The sequence below is a fragment of the Chromohalobacter nigrandesensis genome, assembly GCF_023061285.1.
In the GTDB taxonomy this organism is placed as follows: Bacteria; Pseudomonadota; Gammaproteobacteria; order Pseudomonadales; family Halomonadaceae; genus Chromohalobacter; species Chromohalobacter nigrandesensis.
Genome location: NZ_JAKGAM010000007.1, coordinates 14391 through 35333 on the forward strand (window position 1 = coordinate 14391; position 20943 = coordinate 35333).

At 64.6% G+C, this 20943-nt stretch carries 15 protein-coding genes; 6 read left to right on the forward strand and 9 right to left on the reverse strand.

Features of this window, described 5'->3' with window-relative positions:
* The first annotated feature begins 39 nt into the window (after positions 1 to 39).
* The 4 genes from L1073_RS10110 (at position 40) to L1073_RS10125 (ending at position 5592) form a co-directional block, all read left to right on the forward strand.
* Complete coding sequence (locus tag L1073_RS10110; protein WP_246898971.1) at positions 40 to 1140, forward strand: branched-chain amino acid aminotransferase; 1101 nt, start codon at positions 40 to 42, stop codon at positions 1138 to 1140.
* 74 nt (positions 1141 to 1214) lie between these two features.
* Positions 1215 to 1955 (forward strand): SDR family oxidoreductase, encoded by a 741-nt coding sequence (locus L1073_RS10115; RefSeq protein ID WP_246898972.1) that lies wholly within the window; start codon positions 1215 to 1217, stop codon positions 1953 to 1955.
* A 178-nt stretch (positions 1956 to 2133) separates the two neighbouring features.
* The gene (locus L1073_RS10120) at positions 2134 to 2586 is read left to right on the forward strand and encodes a DNA polymerase III subunit chi (RefSeq protein WP_246898974.1); all 453 of its coding nucleotides are present in this window, start codon (positions 2134 to 2136) and stop codon (positions 2584 to 2586) included.
* Between the two features lie 102 nt (positions 2587 to 2688).
* On the forward strand, positions 2689 to 5592 hold the full coding sequence (locus tag L1073_RS10125) for a valine--tRNA ligase (RefSeq protein WP_246898975.1): 2904 nt from the start codon (positions 2689 to 2691) through the stop codon (positions 5590 to 5592).
* A gap of 419 nt (positions 5593 to 6011) precedes the next feature.
* On the opposite strand, the gene L1073_RS10130 is transcribed toward L1073_RS10125, so the two are convergent.
* The 6 genes from L1073_RS10130 to L1073_RS10155 form a co-directional block, all read right to left on the reverse strand.
* The gene (locus tag L1073_RS10130) at positions 6012 to 7829 is read right to left on the reverse strand and encodes an aminopeptidase P family protein (RefSeq protein WP_246898977.1); all 1818 of its coding nucleotides are present in this window, start codon (positions 7827 to 7829) and stop codon (positions 6012 to 6014) included.
* A 3-nt stretch (positions 7830 to 7832) separates the two neighbouring features.
* Positions 7833 to 9416, reverse strand: a complete 1584-nt coding sequence (locus tag L1073_RS10135) for a peptide MFS transporter (protein ID WP_246898979.1) — start codon at positions 9414 to 9416, stop codon at positions 7833 to 7835.
* A 215-nt stretch (positions 9417 to 9631) separates the two neighbouring features.
* Entirely contained in the window at positions 9632 to 12697 is a 3066-nt protein-coding gene (gene glnE, locus L1073_RS10140) for a bifunctional [glutamate--ammonia ligase]-adenylyl-L-tyrosine phosphorylase/[glutamate--ammonia-ligase] adenylyltransferase (protein ID WP_246898981.1), read from the reverse strand.
* A gap of 100 nt (positions 12698 to 12797) precedes the next feature.
* Positions 12798 to 14276, reverse strand: coding sequence for a sodium:solute symporter family protein (locus L1073_RS10145; RefSeq protein WP_246898983.1), 1479 nt, complete (start codon positions 14274 to 14276; stop codon positions 12798 to 12800).
* Between the two features lie 2 nt (positions 14277 to 14278).
* Complete coding sequence (locus tag L1073_RS10150) at positions 14279 to 14458, reverse strand: hypothetical protein (protein ID WP_246898985.1); 180 nt, start codon at positions 14456 to 14458, stop codon at positions 14279 to 14281.
* Positions 14459 to 14513: 55 nt separating this feature from the next.
* A complete protein-coding gene (locus tag L1073_RS10155) occupies positions 14514 to 14888 on the reverse strand; it encodes a diacylglycerol kinase (RefSeq protein WP_246898987.1) in 375 nt (124 codons plus the stop codon).
* Positions 14889 to 15069: 181 nt separating this feature from the next.
* Here L1073_RS10155 and L1073_RS10160 point away from each other — a divergent pair, with 181 nt between their 5' ends.
* On the forward strand, positions 15070 to 16047 hold the full coding sequence (locus L1073_RS10160) for an MDR family oxidoreductase (protein WP_246898988.1): 978 nt from the start codon (positions 15070 to 15072) through the stop codon (positions 16045 to 16047).
* Positions 16048 to 16060: 13 nt separating this feature from the next.
* Here the strand turns inward: L1073_RS10160 and dacB are convergent, their stop codons facing one another.
* The 3 genes from dacB to trmB all read right to left on the reverse strand — a co-directional run bounded on the left by dacB (position 16061) and on the right by trmB (position 18696).
* Positions 16061 to 17539 carry a D-alanyl-D-alanine carboxypeptidase/D-alanyl-D-alanine endopeptidase gene (gene dacB / locus L1073_RS10165; RefSeq protein ID WP_246898990.1) on the reverse strand — a complete coding sequence of 493 codons (1479 nt, stop codon included), beginning with the start codon at positions 17537 to 17539 and terminating at the stop codon, positions 16061 to 16063.
* Positions 17540 to 17648: 109 nt separating this feature from the next.
* Positions 17649 to 17978 (reverse strand): DMT family transporter, encoded by a 330-nt coding sequence (locus L1073_RS10170; RefSeq protein WP_246898991.1) that lies wholly within the window; start codon positions 17976 to 17978, stop codon positions 17649 to 17651.
* 34 nt (positions 17979 to 18012) lie between these two features.
* Positions 18013 to 18696 (reverse strand): tRNA (guanine(46)-N(7))-methyltransferase TrmB, encoded by a 684-nt coding sequence (trmB, locus tag L1073_RS10175; RefSeq protein WP_246898993.1) that lies wholly within the window; start codon positions 18694 to 18696, stop codon positions 18013 to 18015.
* 308 nt (positions 18697 to 19004) lie between these two features.
* Between trmB and L1073_RS10180 the strand changes: the two genes are divergently transcribed.
* Positions 19005 to 20879, forward strand: coding sequence for a beta-ketoacyl synthase (locus L1073_RS10180; protein WP_246899180.1), 1875 nt, complete (start codon positions 19005 to 19007; stop codon positions 20877 to 20879).
* Positions 20880 to 20943 lie beyond the last annotated feature (64 nt).

Consider the following 20943-nt stretch of genomic DNA (forward strand, 5'->3'; position numbering starts at 1 on the left):
CGGCATCCAACCGAGCGCCAGATTCGACGGAGAACTCCAGTGACCTCTTCAGGCTTCGACATACGGCCTAACGCGCATCCCAAGGATGCCGCCCTGCGCGAGACGATTCTCGAGAACCCCGGTTTCGGTCGTCATTTCAGCGATCACATGGCTCATATCCGCTGGACGAGCGATGTCGGCTGGCATGGTCGCGAGGTCCGCCCCTACGGGCCGTTGACGCTGGACCCGGCCGCCGCGGTTTTGCATTACGCCCAGGAAATCTTCGAGGGCATCAAGGCCTACCGCCATGCCGACGGCTCGGTATGGACCTTCCGCCCCGAGAAGAACGCCGAACGTTTCCGCGCCTCCGCACGGCGCCTGGCACTGCCCGAGCTCTCCGACGAGGACTTCATCGGCTCGCTCAAGGCACTGCTTTCCCAGGACCATGTCTGGGTGCCGACGCCGGCCAGTGAAGCCGAAGAGTCGAGCCTCTACCTGCGGCCGTTCATGATCGCCAGCGAGACCTTCCTCGGCGTGCGGCCCTCCAAAGAAGTCGATTACTACGTCATTGCCTCGCCGGCCGCGGCCTACTTCAAGGGCGGCGTCAATCCGGTCTCCATCTGGCTGTCCTCGCATTACAAGCGGGCTGCGCCCGGCGGCACGGGTTTCGCCAAGTGCGGTGGCAACTACGCCGCCTCGCTGGCGGCCCAGAAGGAAGCCGAAGCGCACGACTGCGCCCAGGTCGCCTTCCTCGATGCTGCCGAGAACAAGTGGATCGAGGAACTCGGCGGCATGAACCTGTTCTTCGTCTACAAGGACGGACGTATCGTCACGCCCAAGTTGACCGGCACCATCCTCGAAGGCGTCACCCGCGACTCCATTCTGGAACTCGCCCGGGACCAGGGCCTGACACCCGAGGAACGCCACATCAGCATCGACGAATGGCGTGACGGTGCCGCCTCCGGCGAGATCACCGAAGTCTTCGCCTGCGGCACCGCCGCCGTCATCACCCCGGTCGGCGAGCTGCGCAGCGAAGACGAGAGCATTCGCCTCAAAGCGGATAGCGGCGGCGAAGTCGGCAAGCGCCTGCGCAAGGAACTGCTCGACCTGCAATACGGCCGCAGCGAAGACACGCGCAACTGGCTGACGCGTCTGGCCTAACGCCCGTCGAACGACACGGTGGCATGACCCGCGCCGTGTCATTTCCTTACCCTTGACCCTTATCAGGAGGCCCCATGTCGAAAGTGATGCTGATCACCGGTGCCGGACGTGGTATCGGTGCCGCTACCGCCAAGCTTGCCGCGCAAAAGGGCTACGCCGTTGCGGTCAATTATCGCAGCGACAAGGCCTCGGCCGAGAGTGTCGTGAGTGACATCGAAGCTGCGGGCGGACGCGCCATCGCCATCCAGGCCGATGTCGCCAACGAAGCGGCAATCATCGCCATGTTCGAGACCGTCGACCGCGAACTGGGACGCCTCGACGTGCTGGTCAACAACGCCGGCATCGTCGACCAAATCAGTCGCGTCGATGAGATGAGCTTCGAGCGCGTCGATCGCATGATGCGCATCAACGTGACCGCCCCCTTCATCTGCGCCCGTGAAGCCATCAAACGCATGTCCACCCAGCACGGCGGACAAGGTGGTGCCATCGTCAATGTCGGCTCGGCGGCCTCGCATCTGGGTGGCGCCAGCGAATACGTCGACTACGCCGCTTCCAAAGGCGCCATCGACACCATGACCGAGGGCCTCGCCAAGGAAGTCGCCGGTGAAGGCATTCGGGTCAACACCGTGCGCCCCGGCGTCATCCGCACCACCATTCATGCCAGCGGCGGCAACCCCGACAAACCCGATGTCGCCGGCTCGGTGATCCCCATGGGCCGCATCGGCGAACCCGAAGAAATCGCCAACGGCGTGCTATGGCTGGCCGAAGCCGGCTTCACTACCGGGGCATTGATCGACATCGACGGCGGCGTTTAGTCCTCCATCGATTGGCTGCGCGTCGCTCGTAGCTCGTAGCTCATAGCTCATAGCTCGTAGCTCGTAGCTCGTAGCTCGTAGCTCGTAGCTCGTAGCTCGTAGCCGGAATGGTCTTTCTTCCAGCTTCCAGGCGCGCAGCGCCGCTCTTCCAGCTTATAGCTCCCCGAAGGGGATATTCATGACCCAAGTCGATTTCTACATCTTGCCCGATACCACGCTGGAGGCGCGCTTGGACTTCGCGTGCCGGCTGGCGGAGACCATCCATCGCAAGGGCTATCGGCTGCATATCCACACCGAAGACGAAGCCATGGCGCGCGAGCTCGACGATCGGCTGTGGACCTTCAAGCCCGAAAGCTATCTGCCCCATGCGGTGCTGGCCGACGAGGTCGATCCCCTGCCCCCCGTCACCCTGGGCTGGGAAACGCCTCCGGCGCCCGGCGTCGAGGCGATGCTCAACCTGCATCCCGAGATCCCCGAGTGGTTCTCGCGCTTCGAGCGCGTCGCCGAGATCATCAATCAGCATCAGGACGTGCTGACCGCCAAGCGCGCCTGCTGGCAGACCTACAAGAAGCGCGGCTACCCCGTCAAAGCCAATAACCTGACCCGCCCAAACGCTGCTGGATCTCGCTGAGCGCCACCATGACGTCACCCCGCTTGCGGGGTTATACTTGTCGGTATTTTTCGCCACGGCCATGCGCCGTGCTGACCGTATTTCAAGAGCCGACCGACGCCCATGGACAAGACCTACCAACCCGATCAGATCGAAACCCGCTGGTATCAGCGCTGGGAAGACGCCAACCGTTTCGCCCCCGCCGGTAAGGGCGAGCCCTACTCGATCATGATTCCGCCGCCCAACGTGACCGGCAGCCTGCACATGGGCCATGCCTTTCAGGACACCATCATGGATACCCTGATCCGCTGGCGGCGCATGCAGCAATACAACACGCTGTGGCAGGTAGGCACCGACCACGCCGGCATCGCCACGCAGATGCTGGTGGAACGCAAGGTCGCGGCGGAAGACGGCAAGAGCCGCCACGAACTGGGGCGCGAGGCCTTCACCGACAAGATCTGGGAATGGAAGCAGGAATCCGGCGACCATATCACCCGTCAGCTGCGCCGCATGGGCGCCAGCGTCGACTGGTCGCGCGAGCGCTTCACCATGGACGACGGCTTCTACAAGGCGGTGCAGGAAGTTTTCGTGCGGCTGTTCGACGAGGGCCTGATCTATCGCGGCAAGCGCCTGGTCAACTGGGACCCCACGCTGCACACCGCGATCTCCGACCTGGAAGTCGAGAACAAGGAGCAGCAGGGCCAGTTCTGGCACTTCCGCTATCCGCTGGCCGACGGCGTGACCACCGAGGCCGGCCAGGATCATCTCGTCGTCGCTACCACGCGCCCCGAAACCCTGCTCGGTGACACCGGCGTGGCCGTCAATCCCGAGGACTCACGCTATGCCTCGCTGATCGGCAAGTTCGTCGAATTGCCGCTGGTCGGGCGCCGCATCCCCATCGTCGCCGACGAGCACGCCGACATGGACAAAGGCTCGGGTTGCGTGAAGATCACCCCCGCGCACGACTTCAACGACTACGAAGTCGGCCGGCGTCAGGATCTCCCGCTGATCAACGTCTTCACCCCGGACGCCAGCATCCTGCCGCGCGCCGAGGCCTTCGACATTCAGGGCCGTGCGCTCGCCGACATCGACACCGCCTTGCCGTCCGCCTACGTCGGGCTCGACCGTTTCGCGGCGCGCCAGGCCATCGTCGACGACATGCAGGCCGCGGGGCTGCTCGAACAAGTCGAAACCATCGACAACACCCTGCCCTATGGCGATCGCTCCGACGACATCATCGAGCCGCTGTTGACCGATCAGTGGTTCGTCGCCGTCGAGGAACTGGCCAAGCCGGCCATCGCCGCCGTCGAGAACGGTGACATCGAGTTCGTGCCCAAGAACTACGAGAACATGTACTTCGCCTGGATGCGCGACCTGCAGGATTGGTGCATCTCGCGCCAGCTATGGTGGGGACACCGCGTTCCGGCCTGGTACGATTTTGATGGCAACGTTTATGTGGCACGCAGCGCCGAGGAAGCCCGCGACAAGTACGGCCTCGCCGCCGACGTGGCCCTTACCCAGGACGAAGACGTCCTCGATACTTGGTTCAGTGCAGGCCTGTGGACCTTCGTTACCCAGGGCTGGCCGGAGCAGACGCCGGAGCTCGAGACCTTCCACCCCTCGAGCGTGCTGGTCACCGGCTTCGACATCATCTTCTTCTGGGTCGCGCGGATGATCATGATGACGCTGAAGTTCACCGATGAGGTGCCCTTCAAGAAGATCTACGTGCACGGCCTGGTACGCGACGGCCAGGGCCAGAAGATGTCCAAGTCGAAGGGCAACGTGCTCGACCCCATCGACCTGATCGATGGCATCGACCTGGACGCGCTGATCGACAAGCGCACCGGCAACATGATGCAACCGCAGAAGGCCAAGGCCATCGCCAAGGCCACGCGTGACGAGTTCCCCGAAGGCATCGAGCCCCACGGCACCGATGCGCTGCGCTTCACCTTCCTCTCGCAGGCCACTACCGGGCGCGACATCAAGTTCGACATGGGCCGCCTGGACGGCTATCGCAACTTCTGCAACAAGCTGTGGAACGCCTCGCGCTACGTACTGATGAATGCCGAAGGCGAGGACTGCGGCGCTTCCTTCGACGCACAGAACAGCGACGCACAGAACAGCGACGCACAGAACAGCGACGCCCAGAACGGCGAAGTCGAACTCTCGCTGGCCGACCGCTGGATCGTCTCGCGCCTGCAGCAGACCGAGGCCCAGGTCACCCGCGCGATGGAAGAATTCCGCTTCGACCACGCCTCGCAGGCGCTCTATGACTTCGTCTGGAACGAATACTGCGACTGGTACCTGGAACTCTCCAAGCCGGTGCTGTGGGACGACAACGCCACCGCCGCCGCCAAGCGCGGTACCCGGCGCACGCTGGTGCGGGTGCTGGAGACCGTCCTGCGGCTGGCGCATCCCATGATGCCGTTCATCAGCGAGGAGATCTGGCAGCGCGTCGCGCCCCTGGCCGGCACGCATGCCGGCGGCGACGACTCGATCATGGCTCAGCCCTGGCCGCAGGCCGACCAGAGCCGCATCGACGAGAACGCCACGCGCGACATCGAATGGCTCAAGGGTGTGATCATCGCCGTGCGCAACATCCGCGCCGAGATGAACATCGCCCCCGGCAAGCCGCTGGAAGCACTGCTCACCAAGGGCGGCGAGGCCGACCGCGAGCGTCTGGAAGCCTATCGGCTGTTCCTCTCCAAGCTGGCCAAGCTCGACAGCATCACCTGGCTCGACGATCCCGATCAGGCCCCGCTCGCCGCCACCCAACTGGTCGGCGACATGGAAGTGCTGGTGCCCATGGCGGGGCTGATCGACAAGGACGTGGAGCTTGCTCGCCTGGCCAAGGAAATCGACAAGCAGGACAAGTTCATCAACGGTATCGAGAAGAAGCTCGGCAATGAAGGTTTCCTCAGCAAGGCCCCCGCCGAGGTTGTCGAGAAGGAACGTGGCAAACTCGCCGACGCCCAAGCCAGCCGCCAGCACCTCAGCGAGCAACGCGACAAGATCGCCGCGCTCTAAGCGCCGCTGTCAAAACGTCGGCGCACGCCAATCACGCCCATGCGGTTCACGCCGCATGGGCGTTTTCATGTCGGGACAACGGAGTCAGGGCAACAGGGTAAGCGACATGACGCCCTCACCGCCCGCTAAGCGCACATAAAAAAACCCGCGCCAGGGGGCAGCGCGGGTCGAGGCAGAGTACAACTAGGGGTGCATCGCGAACCGATGCAGGAATGAAACATCTGGTGAGCACCAGATGCCGCTTACTTTATCCCTAAGCGTCTCATGCCACCAATAAATTGTTAGCATGATAGCGATAGCGCTTTTCAATCCTCACGACACGCTCTTCTGAGCCCACCTCGAGCATCGACCGCCAGGTGGCTATTGCCAGCAAAATGCCGAGCCCATGGGCCCGGCATTTCTCAACGTGCGACGCGCATTCAGCGGGCGATGGGCTGCGTACGCTGCTCGAGCCAGTCGCGGGCCTGGCCGTCGACCTTGGGCATCAGGCGTTGGCGGACCTCGTCGTGGTAAGCGTTGAGCCAGGCGATTTCCGCATCATCGAGCAGGGAAATATCGATGGCGCGGGTATCGATGGGGCACAGCGTCAGCGTTTCGAAGTGCAGGAACTCGCCGAATTCGCTCGGCTGGGCCGAACGATTGACCACCAGGTTCTCGATGCGCACGCCCCACTGCCCCGGCCGATAGACGCCCGGTTCGATCGAGGTGATCATGCCGGGTTGCATGGCGGACTGCGGCGTCGGCGGCGCGTACCAGGCGATCACCTGCGGCCCCTCGTGGACATTCAGGAAATAACCCACGCCGTGCCCGGTACCATGGCCGTAGTCGATCCCTGCGGCCCACAGCGGCGCGCGGGCGATGGCGTCCAGTTGCGGCGATGGGATGCCGCGCGGGAACTGGGCGCGTGACAGCGCGATGGTGCCCTTGAGCACCTGAGTGAAATCGCGCCGCTGCGCCGTGTCGATCTCGCCTACCGGCACCACCCGGGTGATGTCGGTGGTCCCGCCCAGGTATTGGCCCCCTGAGTCGATCAGCAGCAAGCCATCGCCCTCGATCACCGAATGCGCCGCCGGGGTGGCGTGATAATGCGGCAGCGCGCCGTTGGCATTGAAGGCGGCGATGGTCGCGAAACTCCGCGAAACGAAACCGTCGCGCTCAGCCCGCGCGGCGGTGATCCGCTCGTCGACGTGCAGCTCGGTCACCGTCGCGTCGCTGGCCAATGCGTCTTCCAACCAGGCGAAGAACGCGCACAGCGCGGCGCCGTCTTCCTCCATGGCGTGGCGTACGTGCTCGATGTCGCGGTCGCTCTTGCGGCTCTTGGCGAGCGTGCTCGGCTGAAAGGCCTCGACGACGCTCACGCTCTCCGGCACGGCCTGCATCAGCGCCAGACTCACCCGTGCCGGATCGAGCAGCAGGCACGCAGCGGCGGGAAGACCGCCGAGGCGCTCCGCCACCTGGGCATAATCGGCAACATCGATGCCATCGTCGGCGAGTTCGCCGATCACGGCGTCATCCAGTTTGCCCGGGGCGACGAACAAGGTGGCCCGCGTCGCCTCGACGAGCAGATGCGACAAAAATACCGGATTGAAGGCGACGTCCGAGCCGCGCAGGTTGGTCAGCCAGGCGATATCGTCGAGAGTCGACACCAGGTGCGTATCGGCGCCCTGGGCCTCCATTGCATGGCGCAATATCGCCAGCTTGTCGCGCCGCGAGGCATCCACGTAAGCGCTCGGGTGGGCCCGCACCGGCGCCTCGGGCAACGCGGGGCGATCCGGCCAGATGGCATCGAGCAGATCCCGATGGCCTTCCCAGCGGATCTCCTTCGGCGCCAGGTGGGCCTCCAGTTGACGTACGCTGGCCATCGAGACCACGGCGCCGTCGAAGCCCAGCGTGGCGCCCGGCGACAATTGCTCGGCGAGCCACTGCATGGGCCGCTGCGCCTGGCCGGGCTGGAGCTTCATCAACTCGATGCCGCTACCCGCCAGTTGCTGCTCGGCCTGTACCCAGTAGCGGCTGTCTACCCACAGCCCCGCCGCCTGTTGGGTAACCACCAGCGTGCCCACCGAGCCATCGAAGCCCGACAACCAGACGCGCCCCTGCCAATGATGCGGCAGGTATTCGGAGCTATGCGGATCGGACGACGGCAGCCACCAGGCGTCGACGCCCTGTTCACGCATGGCATCGCGCAGTGCGGCCAGGCGGGCGGCAGGCGTTTGGGGAGATTCACTCAACGGCATGATTCAGGCTCCGGTGGTGGCGTTGGAAGACGAAGCACCGGCGGGATCGACGGTGGGATTGCCCTTCAGCATACGCTTGATGAGCGGCGTCAGCAGCGCCAACACGATGGCACATAGCACCAGCGCCACCGCGCAGCGACCGAACAACTCCGGCAACTGATCCAGTTCCTCGGCGTTGACGTGCCCGCCGATCAAGCCGGCCACCAGATTCCCCAGCGCCGAGGCGGTGAACCACAACCCCATCAACTGGCCGCGCAGCTTGATCGGCGCCAACGCGCTCATGGTCGACAGCCCCACCGGGCTCAGGCACAGCTCGCCGATCGTCAGCAATAGCAAGCTGGCGGTGATCCACAGTGGCGAGACCTGATCGATGCCGCCGGCCACGCGCATCGCCGCAAACATCATCAAGGCAAAGCCGCCGGCCGCGAACAACAGGCCGAGGACGAACTTCACCGGACTACCCGGTTCCATGCGGCGGCGGCCGAGTGCCGGCCATAGCCAGCCGAAGAGCGGTCCCAACAGGATGATGAAGACCGGGTTGAACGACTGAAACCACACCGCCGGCACTTCCCAGCCGAACAACGTACGGTCGGTGTAGTCGTGGGCGAACAGGTTATAGGACGTCGGCTGCTGTTCGAAGGATGCCCAGAAGAACGCCGCCGCCATGATCAGGATGAAGCACACGACGATACGCGCCCGCTCCTGCTTGTCGAGCCCGTTAAAGCCGAACAGAAAGACGAAATAACCCAGCGCGCAGACGATGATGACCGTGGTCATGGCCTCGGCAATCGCCACGGCGTTCAAGGTGATCATGCCGTTGGCCACCAGGGCGATGAAGCCCGCCAGCGCAATCGCCAAGCCCGCCACGTAATAACCTACGCCTCGACGATGTACCGCAGGCGCATCCCAGCTAGCGGCACGCCCCCGCAGGCTGTCGGCGCGTCGCATGGAAGGAATCGCCGACAAACGGAAGATCAACAAGGCCACCAACATGCCCAGCCCACCGATGCCGAAGCCCCAATGCCAACCGTATTCACGCATCAATAGGCCGGTGAACAGTGGCGCCAGCAAGCCACCGATGTTGATCCCCATGTAGAAGATCGCGAAACCGCCATCGCGGCGCACATCGCCCTGGTCATAGAGGCTGCCCACCATCACCGAGATGCAGGACTTGAAAAGCCCCGAGCCGAGCACGATCAATACCAGCCCGATGAAAAACCAGGTCGCGCCCCAGACGGCGGAGAACGCGATAGAAAGATGCCCCAGAGCAATGAGCACCGAGCCGTACCAGACGGCACGCCGCTGCCCCAGCCAGTTGTCCGCCAGCCAGCCGCCGGGCAAGGCCGACAGATAGACGGCCCCCGCATAGATACCCACGATGGCCGACGCAGCTTCCCGCGTGAAGCCCAGTCCGCCTTCGAACACCGTGGCGGCCATGAACAACACGAGTAGCGGTCGAATCCCGTAGTAGGAAAAACGCTCCCACATTTCGGTGAAAAATAGCGGTCCCAGCGCACGCGGGTGGCCCGCGAAACCTCGATCCTCGCCGGATCGGGGCGATGCTGCATCATCCGTGGTAGAGCGCATTGGAGTGTCTGCCTCGTTGAGAACTTTCAGGTTGTGCCTGACCTTCGCCGTGCCTTGTGGGCGCGCGGCGAAACAAAACGGCGATGGCACGCATGCCATCGCCGGGAGCGGACTATAAGACCTCTACACGAATGATCAATACCCAACTTTTGTCGTACTAACCATTTACCGAGTTATCATGAGCGCGAAAAGTAACTGTTTATTTCCAGTGATACTTACCGAGACGCGTCATCATCCTGCATCCAGTGCGCCCAAATGGCGCGGACTCGGCGGCGATGGTCGTCGATATCGGCGATCTCGACCTGGCTTCCGGCCTTGGCCAGCGAGGCGCGATGGCTGATGCCGCGATAGGTGAGATACGCCTCGCGCAGCTCGCGTGCCTGCTCGGCGGGAAGTCGGCCGCTTTCCTCCAGCGTTTCGAGAATGCGCATATTGTCACTGAAGCCGAGCATCTCCGGCGCCTCGGCGCCCAGTCGCAGCACCGCGTACTGACAGAGGAACTCGATATCCACCATGCCGCCGGGGTCCTGCTTGAGATGAAACGTTCCCCGGCGTCCGGCCTGATCGCTGCTGCCCAGGTGGGTACGCATCTTGCGGCGCATGGCGACGACCTCCCCGCGCAGCGTGTCGGGGTCGCGCGCCTGCCCCAGCACCTCACATCGCACCGCCTCGAAGCGCTCGCATAACGCCGCATTGCCGGCAATCGCGCGTGAGCGCACCAGCGCCTGATGCTCCCAGGTCCAGGCTTGGTGGTGCTGATAGTCGGCGAAGGCATCGAGCGTCGTCACCAACAACCCCGAATTGCCGGAAGGCCGCAGACGCATGTCGACTTCGTACAGCGCACCGCTGGCCGTCATCGCCGTCAACAAATGGATGACGCGCTGACCGAGGCGCGTGAAGAAGACCGCATTGTCGAGGGTCTTGGCACCATCGGTCATGCCTTTAGGGTCGGCATCGTGCAGGAACACCAGGTCCAGATCCGAACCATAGCCCAATTCGATGCCGCCCAGCTTGCCGTAACCGATGATCGCGAAATTGGCCTCGTCGCTCTCGTGCTCACCGGCACGGCGCGAGGGGCGCCCGTACTTGCGTGTCACCTGCTTCCAGGCCATCGCCAGGACCTGCTCGAGGATCACCTCGGCGATGAAGGTGAGATAATCGCTGACCTTCATCAGCGGTCGCGCGCCGACGATATCCGAGGCCGCGACATGCAGCACCTGAGCATGCTTGAAGGTGCGCAGCGCATCGAGCTGGCCCTCCTCGTCGTCCTCGGGCACCCGTGCCAGTGCCTGGCGCAGTTCATCGGCGAGTTCGTCCTTGTCGGCGGGCGAATAAAGCGCCGCCGGATGCAGTAACTCATCGAGCAGCACGGGATGGCGCGCCAGTTGCTCGGCGATCCACGGACTCGCCGCACACAGCCGGATCAACTGACGCAGCGCATCGGGATTCTCGCGCAGCAATGCCAGATAGGCGGTACGCCGCAGCACCGCCTCGATCAGCGGCAGGACGCGCTCGAGCGCGACATCCGGCGCACGACTCTCGCCGACGGCCTCGAGCAGCAGCGGCATCAAGGCATCGAGACGCTCGAAACCGATGCGCTGCATGGCCGCCACGGCGCGCGAACGATGCACGTCGGCAAGCCGTTTGAGGGTCGCCTCGGGCGCCTCGAACCCCAGCGTCGTCAGCGTCTCGCGGGCCTCCGCCGGGATCAGCTCCTCGCGCCAGAGCGCGCCCAGCTCTTCGCGCGAGGCGTCCTCGGGGGCGCCGTCCTCGGGGGTGCCGTCCTCGTCGTCTTCCTCCTCGGGCGGGGCAATGATGGCATCGAAATGCTCGCGCACCCGCCCGCGCGCCTCATCGAGACGCGCCACGAGTGCCGGCCAGTCGGCCATGTCGAGCGCCAGCGCCAAGCGCTCGCGCCCCAGGATGTCCTCCGGCAGGGTCTGGGTCTGGCGATCCTTCTGGGCCTGCAAGGCATGCTCGAGATCGCGCAGAAAAGCGTAATCGCTTCGCAAGGCATCGGTCACCTCGCCCGGTAGAAGCTCCAGATCCGTCAGACAACGCAAGGCCGCCGCCAGCGAGGTCAATTGGAGTTCGGTATCGCGCCCACCACGAATCAACTGAAACGCCTGGACCACGAACTCCACCTCGCGGATACCGCCGGGGCCGAGCTTGATGTTGTCGGCCATGCCCTTGCGCTTGACCTCGCGATTGATGAGTCGCTTCATCTCGCGCAGCGATTCGATGGCGCCGAAATCCAGATATTTGCGATACACGAACGGTCGCAGCGAGGCGAGCAACTCGGCGCCTGCCTCGAGATCGCCGGCCACCGGGCGCGCCTTGAGCATGGCGTAGCGTTCCCACTCGCGCCCCTGGTCCTGATAGTAGCTGGCCAGCGTGGCGAAGTTGCCGACCAGCGGCCCGCCATCGCCGAGCGGGCGCAGGCGCATATCGACGCGAAACGCCATGCCTTCGTCGGTCACCGCGTCCAGCGCGCCGATGAGCTTCTGGCCCAGCTTGGTGAAATATTCCTGATGCGAGAGCACGCGTCGACCGCCCTGGGTTTCGCCCTCTTCGGCGAAAGCGAAGATCAGGTCGATGTCCGAAGACAGGTTAAGCTCGCCCGCACCGAGCTTACCCATGCCCAGCACCACCAGGCGTTGCGGCGTGCCGTCGGCACGAAGCGCTGGTTGCCCCCAGCGTGGCGCATAATGATGTTCGAGCCAGCCCAGCGCGCCGTCCAGGCAGATTTCCGCCAGGCTGCTGACGTCGCGCGCCGTGCTCCACATGCCCTCTTCGCCGGCCTGGCCGCGCGGCGCGCGGCACAGATCGCGCCATACGATGCCCAGCATGCGCAGCCGCCGAAAGCGGCGTACCGCAGCCTGCATGGCCGCCTCGTCCTCGGCGGCTTCGAGACGCTCGGCGAGTTCCGCCTCCCAGGCCTCGCGCAGCGGGGCCTCGTCCAGTTCGCCCTCGGCATCCAGCACCGGCAGCCAGCCGGGGTCACGGGCCAGCGTCTCGGTGGCGAAGTCGGAAAGCGCTACCACACGTGCCAGCTCGGCGCGACGCTCATTCGAGAGCGCCAGCCAGGTGGCACTCGGCATCTCTTCGACATCAACATCGACATTCGCGTCGGCGTCCGCATCGCGCGTCGAGCGCTTCGCCTGGGCGACGCGATCGGCCAGGCACAATGCATCGTCGAGCCGCTCGGCGGCTTCGCCCAGCGCCTCATGCAGCGGTGCGGGAATATCGGCGTCGGGCAGGAATCCTTCGGGCAGGGCCATGGTACTCTCCTGGAACGTCCCGGCAGCTAGCGCCGGGGCAAGCGTTATATGGCCCCAGCTTAGCGGAGCTAATCGCTTGGAAGCTACAGGCGAGCAATCCTCAGCGCCGCCATGGCAAGCCACGCTCGGCGGCGGCGATGAACGCCTCGGCGGTTTGACGCGGCGATGCGCTGAGCAAGCTGACGCCCACGAACAGCACGCACGCCACCGGCAGCGCCCAGATGCCTGGCGGCCAGCCCAGCGGTTTGGCGCCGCTGATATACAACGCCACGACCCAGGCGCCGCCACCGAGAATGCTCGCCAGGGCGCCCGCCGCGCTGCCACCGCGCCAGAAGAAGGCGCCGACCAGCGCCGGCACGGTGACCACCAGGCCGGTCGAGGCGGCGACCGAGAGCACCGCGATCAGATCGAGGCGCAGCTCGGCGAAGGCCAGTGCGAGCAGCGCGATCAGCGGCAACACGGCCTTGCCGACCCACAGTTGGCGGCGTTCATCGCTGCCTTTGCGGGCCACCGCATAGACGTCCCGCGACAGCATCGATGACAGCGTCAGCATGATCGAATCGATGGTCGAGACCGCCGCCGCCAGAATCCCCACCATCACCAGCACGCCGAGTACCGGCGGCACATGCGCAGAGGCCAGCAGGGTCGGCGTGGCGAGATCCGAATTTTCCAGGTCGGGGAAGGCGATCAGCGCCGAAAAGCCCCACAGCACCGAGACGGCGGTATACACCAGCCCGAAGCACAGAAACCCCAGCAACATGCGGCGCATAGCCTGCAGCGAGGCCGGCATGAAGAGGCGCTGGCTGACCTGGGGATTGGAAAGGCTGAAGAAGAACCAGGGGATCGTCAGGCCGAGGAAGGTCGCCGGCGTGAACAGACCCGACCCCGGCACCGTGAGCGCCTCGGGATGTTCATCGGCGAGGGTCGCGAACAGCGCCTCGAAGCCGCCCAGCGAGGCCACCACCAGCAGCGCCACGGCCGTCGAGGCGACGATCATCAACAATGCCTGCAGCGCGTCGGTCCACATCACCGAGCGAATCCCGGCGATGAAGGTGAATACCAGCGCCAGCACGGTGGCCACCGCCACGCCGGTGGTAAAGCCGATGGCACCGTCGGTCATGCCGCTCAGCAGATACCCCACGCCCGCCAGTTGCACTGCTGCATAGGGGATCAGAAACAGGCTGCTGACCAGCGCCGTGGCCACAGCCACGCCGCGATTCGCATAGCGGTGCCCCAGCATCTCGCTGGGGGTGACAAAACCGAATGCTTTGCCCACCGCCCAGAAACGCGGCCCGAAGATTGCCACCAACGAGACCCCGGCGAAGTAGACGATTTCGAAGCCCAGCGCCCCCACGCCACCGGCGTAGGTCAGTCCGGCCAGCCCCACCATCATGAAGGCACTGTAGGTCGTCGCGCTGTAGCTGAGCGCCGACACCAACCCGCCCATGCGCCGCCCACCGAGGAAATAGTGCGCCATGTCGGGCGTCCCGCCAGGTCTGCGCTCGCGTGAGCGCCAGGCCACACCCAGCGCGACGACGACATACACCAGCACCGACGTCCACACGAGTGTCGACGACATCCTCACTTCTCCTTGAAATCGGCGGTAACCAGCAGATTGAGAACGATCACGGCAAGCCCAATCAGCCCCCAGAAGAGCATACTGCCGTACCAGGCCTGAACATCGCGCAGCAACGTATAAGGAACAATCACGGCGGCCACGATCAGCACACCGAGCAGTCCAAAACCGACGCGTCGCAACATGGAGCACCTCATATGGACGTTGAAGGTAACCGACACGGCATCGCCGACTGCGGGCTCAGCCGAGGAATTTCTGCCAGGCCAACAGGCCCCAAGTCAGGCCGGTCATGATCAGCGAGATCATCACCGCCGCCGAGCCGATATCCTTGGCTCGGCCGGACAGCTCGTGATGCTCGGGACCGATGCGGTCAACGACGGTTTCCACCGCGCTGTTGAGCAGTTCCACGATCAGCACCAGCGCGCAGCTACCCACCAGCAGCAGCCATTCCACCGGCGTGGCACCGATCCACCACGCCAACGGCAAGAGTATCACGCAGATGCCGACCTCCTGGCGAAACGCCGTTTCATTGCGAAACGCGGCGCGCAGCCCCTTGAGCGAGTAGTGCGTGGAGTCGGTCAAATGGCGCAAGCCGGTGGTCTGGCGGGATTTCATCGCGCTCGTTCCTCAGTAAAGGGGTCTCGATGGTCGATTACGCAACGGCCAGGACGGCAACGCCACGCGAATGACGGACGGTATCCCGCAAAGGTCGCGTTGTCGACACTCGTGGCTCAACGCTAGGCTGATGAAACTGCGCTCGCCGCAGCGCCCTTATCCTAATCCGCAGGAGTTCACCATGCCACGCGCGCTCATGCTTCATGACGACACCCCCCGCGCCCGCCTCGAAACGCTCGACGAGAGCCAGTTGCCGGAACGCGCGGTGCGCGTCGCCATCGATTACTCGGATCTCAACTACAAGGATGCCATGGCGGTCACCGGCCAGGGCAAGATCGTGCGCGATTATCCTTTGGTGCCGGGGATCGATTTCGCCGGCACGGTGACGGCTTCCACGGATGCGCGCTTTGCCGCCGATGATCGTGTGATCCTTACCGGCTGGGGTGTCGGCGAGCGCCATTGGGGCGGCTTCGCCGAGGCCATGTGCGTCGATGCCGACTGGCTGGTGCCCTGCCCGCAACCGCTGAGTACGCGGCAGGCGATGCTCTTCGGCACCGCCGGGCTCACCGCCATGCTGAGTGTCATGCGCCTGAAAGAAGCCGGTCTTGCTCCCGGCGATGGACCGGTCGCCGTCACCGGCGCCAGCGGCGGCGTAGGCAGTTGGGCGGTGTCGATCCTCGCCCATGAAGGCTTCGAGATTCACGCCATCACCGGCAAACCCGAGCAGAATGCCTGGCTCGAGGCGCTCGGCGCCCACGCCATTCTGCCCCGCGCCGACTTCGAAGCCCGCGGCCGGCCGCTGGAATCGACGCAGTGGGCGGGCGCCGTGGATACCGTCGGCGGCCAGATCCTGGCCAACCTCCTGGCGCAAATGCGCTACTCAGGCAAGGTCGCCGCCGTGGGGCTGGCGGGTGACGCCGCGCTGCCGACTACCGTGATGCCATTCATCCTGCGCGGCGTGTCGTTGCTCGGCGTGGACAGCGTGTATATCCCCTTCGACCGGCGCCGCGCGGCATGGCAACGCATCGCCGCCCTGCCCAATGCGTTGCTGTCGCACATGCATGTCGAGGAGGCTGGCCTCGACGACGTGACCGACCGGGCCCAGGCCATGCTCGAAGGCCGCACCTACGGGCGCGTGCTCATCGACCCACGTCGCTAGAAGGCATGATCTCTCAGTGGGCCTCGATCATCTCCGTCAAATCCGTCGCCACCAGGGGCAGCACCTGCCGCCAGGCGAGATACGGCGTTTGCGAAGTGCCGTTGACCAGTACCGCAAAGCTGCCCCAACGCCCGGTTTGAGTACGGAAGTAGCCGGCCACCGCGCGCACCGTGACCGGCTCGTTGAGCGTGCCGGTCTTGAGCATGACGCTCTGCTGGAAGGTATCGCTGCCGCGGCGGATGAAGTGCATGGGACCGTTGGTCGGCAATTGCAGGCCGGCCACGAAGGTCGGGAACAGTGCCGAACGCTGGTACATCGCTGCCAGCAGGGCATTGAGATCGCGCGCCGAGACACGGTTCTCGGGAGTCAAGCCACTGCCGCTGGCGAGCGTCGGCACACCATGGCCGGGTAGATTCTGGGCGAAGCGCATCAGTTCGTCGGCGCCGTCCTGAAGCTCGGCGCGCGGCTTGGCGACGAGATCCAGCGCCAGGGTGTCGGCCATGAAGTTATTGGAATAGTTGAGCATGCGCAGCAGCAATTCCTGCAGCGGTTTCCCATCCACCGCCGCCAGGCGTTTGGCGGTGGTCGGCGGCGGTGTCGTGCTGGTTGCGTAGCCTTCGACCTCGACCCCCGCCTGCCCCAGCAACGCCATCAAGGTCTTGGCGGTCTGTTCGGCGGGGTCGGAGCTGCCGCGATAAATTTCACGCGAGAAGCTATCGCGCGCGATCTGCCCGCTGATGCGCATTGTATCGCCATGCTCCTTGCTGATGCGCTCAGCATTGAGGCGCGTGTTATTACCGTGCGCCACGGTCTTGACCTGATTGTCGAGGCGCGTGAGCGGCGCCACCGTCGCGCAATCACTGATCGAAGCCGCGTTGCCCACGGCCGCGCCGGGCTTGACCCGATTGCACCAACTGCCGTAATTCACCGCCGCCGAGGACAGCAAGGCACTATAAGCGTTGGCGGAACGCGAGCGCGCCTTGCAGCGGTCGGTGGTCACGCAGGTGACCGGGCCGAAGCGCCACTGGCTGACCACCAATTGGCCATCGACGGCGCGCACGCCGCGTTCGCGCAAGCGTTGCACCAGACGCCATAGGTTTTCGCTGGTCAGAGCCGGGTCGCCGCCGCCATCGAGCACTAGGTCACCATGCAGCACGCCCTGGGCATCGACATTGCCGGTGGCCATCAACTGCGTGGTGAAACGATGCTGCGGCCCCCAGCGGTCGAGGCTCGCCGCGGCGGTGTAGAGCTTGGTCACCGACGCCGGCGAAAGCCGCCGCGTAGGCTCGAGCGCCCCCAGAGTATCGCCACTATCCAGCAGTTGTGCCTGTGCGCCGATCACGAAGCCCTTGTCGGCCAACGAGGAGAGATTGTCAAAACCCTCGGCCTGCACAGCCAACGGCAGGCCCATCAACACCAGAAACGCGAACATACGACGTCCGACATGCAGCAAGGCGCACGGGCGTCGGCGATGGAACAACTCACTCAGCATGCAATTTTTCCTTCCCTGGACGAACGACTATCGTCCGCCAGGCTATCAGGGCTCATCATCGCGTGCGATGGCAACGTCCAATCGAGCGTAGACACTTGTCGGATAACGTCTAATGCGCGGACATACGCGAAAATACCTGGATGATGGCAACTCCAGCGATGATCATTCCCAGACCGAGAATCGCGGGCAAATCGGGTTTTTCGCCGTACACCACCACCCCGATCAGTGTGACCAGCACGATGCCGAGTCCGGCCCAGAACGCATAGGCGATACCCACCGGCAAATCACGCAGCGCCAGAGTGAGCATGTAAAACGCCAAGGCGTAGCCCACGACCACGGTCACGCTCGGCCATAGCCGCGTGAACTCCTCGGACGCCTTGAGCGCGCTGGTAGCCACCACCTCGGCGACGATCGCGATGGCTAGAAATACATACACCATATTCTCTCTCCTGAAAGCCCGTGTTGCTTGGTCGCTAAGTGGGCAACAGCTCGGGACGATGCGCCAGCGTCACCGTCAGCCGCCAGAGTGGTTGGCCGCTGGCGTGATATTTGTGTTCGAAAGGCGTGAGATACTCACCCGACGGTTCGCAGGGCTCGAGATGCGCCTCGCGCCCCGTGGCTTGTCTCAGTGCCAGGGCCAGCTCCTCGAGATAGAGCCGCCAGTTGGAGCGCGCCTCCAATTCGCCGCCGAGTCCCGCCAGGGCCGGAAACACCGGATGGCCATGCCAACGCATCTTGAGATGCGCCGCCTTGGGGTACGGATTGGGATAGAGCAGATAATGACGCACCGGCTGCCATCCCTCGTGTAGCGCCAAACGCCAGAAATCCACCAGATCGGCACGTACCAGCAAGGCGTTGTCCGGCAGTTCGCCGTGCTCGCGGGACAGGCGGTCGGCGCTGCGGTCGATGCCGATCACCGCATGATCGGGAAATCGCGCGGCCAGACGCCGGGTGGAAAGCCCCACGCCACAGCCTGCGTCGAGAATCAGCGGTTTGTCCTGCTCATGCAACCATGTCCGCGCCGCGCCGAACGCTATCCGCGTGTGCGCTGCCAACGGCTTTCGCCAGGGGTACGTCAACGCCCGCGACACACGCCGCGAGAGATCCTCGTGCGGCGCGGTCTGCTGGGTGACGATGGCGCGGGAATTGGCATGCATGGGCGGCTCTTTAAACGACTGAACGACACGCTATTCTAGCAGACTCCCGAGCCTGACCGAGTGTCACTACATCGACCCGCGGAGGATCGCAATTAGCGGCATTTCCCCTTTATCGGACAGTGTTCGCATGACGCCACTCGCACCCGGGTGCTATCATTCTCGCCCAGACTCATTGAGACTCCATGCGCCCTATGGCGCGGGAAGACGCAACACATCCGGCCGACGCGTGCCGGTCACACATCAGGACGCATCGTCATCCACAGCATTACGAGGAACGCGGCTTGTCACAGTTACCGGTGATCGTCGGCATGGGCGGAGTGAACGCCGCCGGCAGAACCTCGGGCCACCAGGCTTATCGCCGAACGATTCTCGACGCTTTGCCCGATACCCTTCAGGCACAAACCATTATCGCCCTGGCCGCCATGATGCAGCTCGTTTCGCGCCTGGAAGGCGGCGGCTGGCAGGATCCCCAGGGCGAGATTCTCGGCGACGCCGACGTCGTCGCACGCTATCGCCAACATGTGCTCGATCATACCCTGATTCGCCGCATCGAGGACGAGCGCTTCGGCAGCGAAGGCATCCCCGCCAATCGCGCCGCGCACCTCGATCTCGATGATCCGCTGACCTTTCGCGTGCGCCGACGCCAGCTTCCCGACGACATACCGGCCACCTGGCAGGTGCGCGAGATCGACAAACGCATGGTCGAAGTCGTAGTGCCACCAGGATCGCTCGATGTGCTGCTCCCCGAACGTCGCAGTGCCCAGGTGCGCTCGGCGGGGCAACTCCCCAGCGGCTTTTCGCCAAACACGCTGTATCGCAGCGTGCATCATCCGCGCGGCCTGGCGATGACCATCTTCGGCGCTTCCGATTGCCTCGGCCAGAGCGGCCTCGACTGGGCGGCGCTGCGCAACCGCCTCGACCCGGACGCCATCGCCGTCTACGCCGGCAACTCCATCGGCCAGCTCGACAGCGAGGGTTGGGGTGGGCTCATGCAGAGCTTCGTAGCCGGCAACCGGGTGACTTCCAAGCAGATGCCGCTGGGCTACGGCCAGATGCCCGCCGATTTCCTCAACGCCTACGTGCTGGGCAGCGTCGGTGCCACCGGCGCAGCGCTCGGTGCCTGCGCCAGCTTTCTGTACAACTTGCGCCTGGGCCTCGAGGACATTCGCAGTGGCCAGCGCCGAGTGGTCATGGTGGGCACCAGCGATGCACCGATCACGCCGGAGATCGTCGAGGGTTTCCGTACCATGGGGGCGCTGGCAGACGATGAAAGTCTCAAGGCACTCGATGCGCTGACGCTGCTCACCGACAGCGACTATCAGCGCGCGTGCCGCCCCTTCGCGCGCAACTGCGGCTTCACCATCGCCGAATCGACCCAGTTCCTGTTGCTGATGGATGACGCCCTGGCCCTGGAAACCGGTGCACAAATCCTCGGCGCCGTACCAGGTGTCTTCGTCAACGCCGACGGCTGGAAGCGCTCGATCTCCGCGCCAGGGATCGGCAATTACATCACCCTGGCCAAGGCGGTGAGTCTTGCCAGCGATATGCTTGGCGAGGAGTCGGTACGCAAGCGAAGTTACCTGCATGCGCACGGCACCAGCACGCCCAAGAACCGCACCACCGAGTCGCATGTGTTCGACATGGTGGCGCGCGCGCATGGCATCGAGTCGTGGCCGGTGGCCGCCGTCAAGGCATTCGTCGGCCATTCGCAAGGCGGTGCAGCGGGCGATCAGATGGCCAGCGCACTGGGTACCTTCGCCCACGGCATCATTCCCGGCATCTTCACCCTCGATGCGGTGGCCGATGACGTCTTCGCCGAGCGCCTGCGCTTCTTCCGCGACCCGATTCCCTTCGAGGCCGATGCGGCTTTCATCAATGCCAAGGGGTTCGGCGGCAACAACGCCACCGGCCTGGTCATCTCGCCGGCCGCCACCGAGCGCCTGCTGACCCAGCGCCACGGCCAACGTGCCATCGACGACTGGAAGCAGCGTCGCGAAACGACCCTGGCCGCTTCCGAAGCGTACCTGGCGACATCCGACAGCGGCCATTTCGAGGTCACCTACCGCTTCGGCGAAGGCGTTCTCGAAGGGCCGGAACTCTCGATGACGCGCGACGCACTGCATATTCCCGGCTTCGATCAGCCGGTCTCGTTGGCGGTCGACAACCCCTACGGCCGACTGTAATCGGCGCGCTCGACCGGCGACACGATTGCCGCCGGCCGTGGGCAACCACTACCCTGTTGGTATC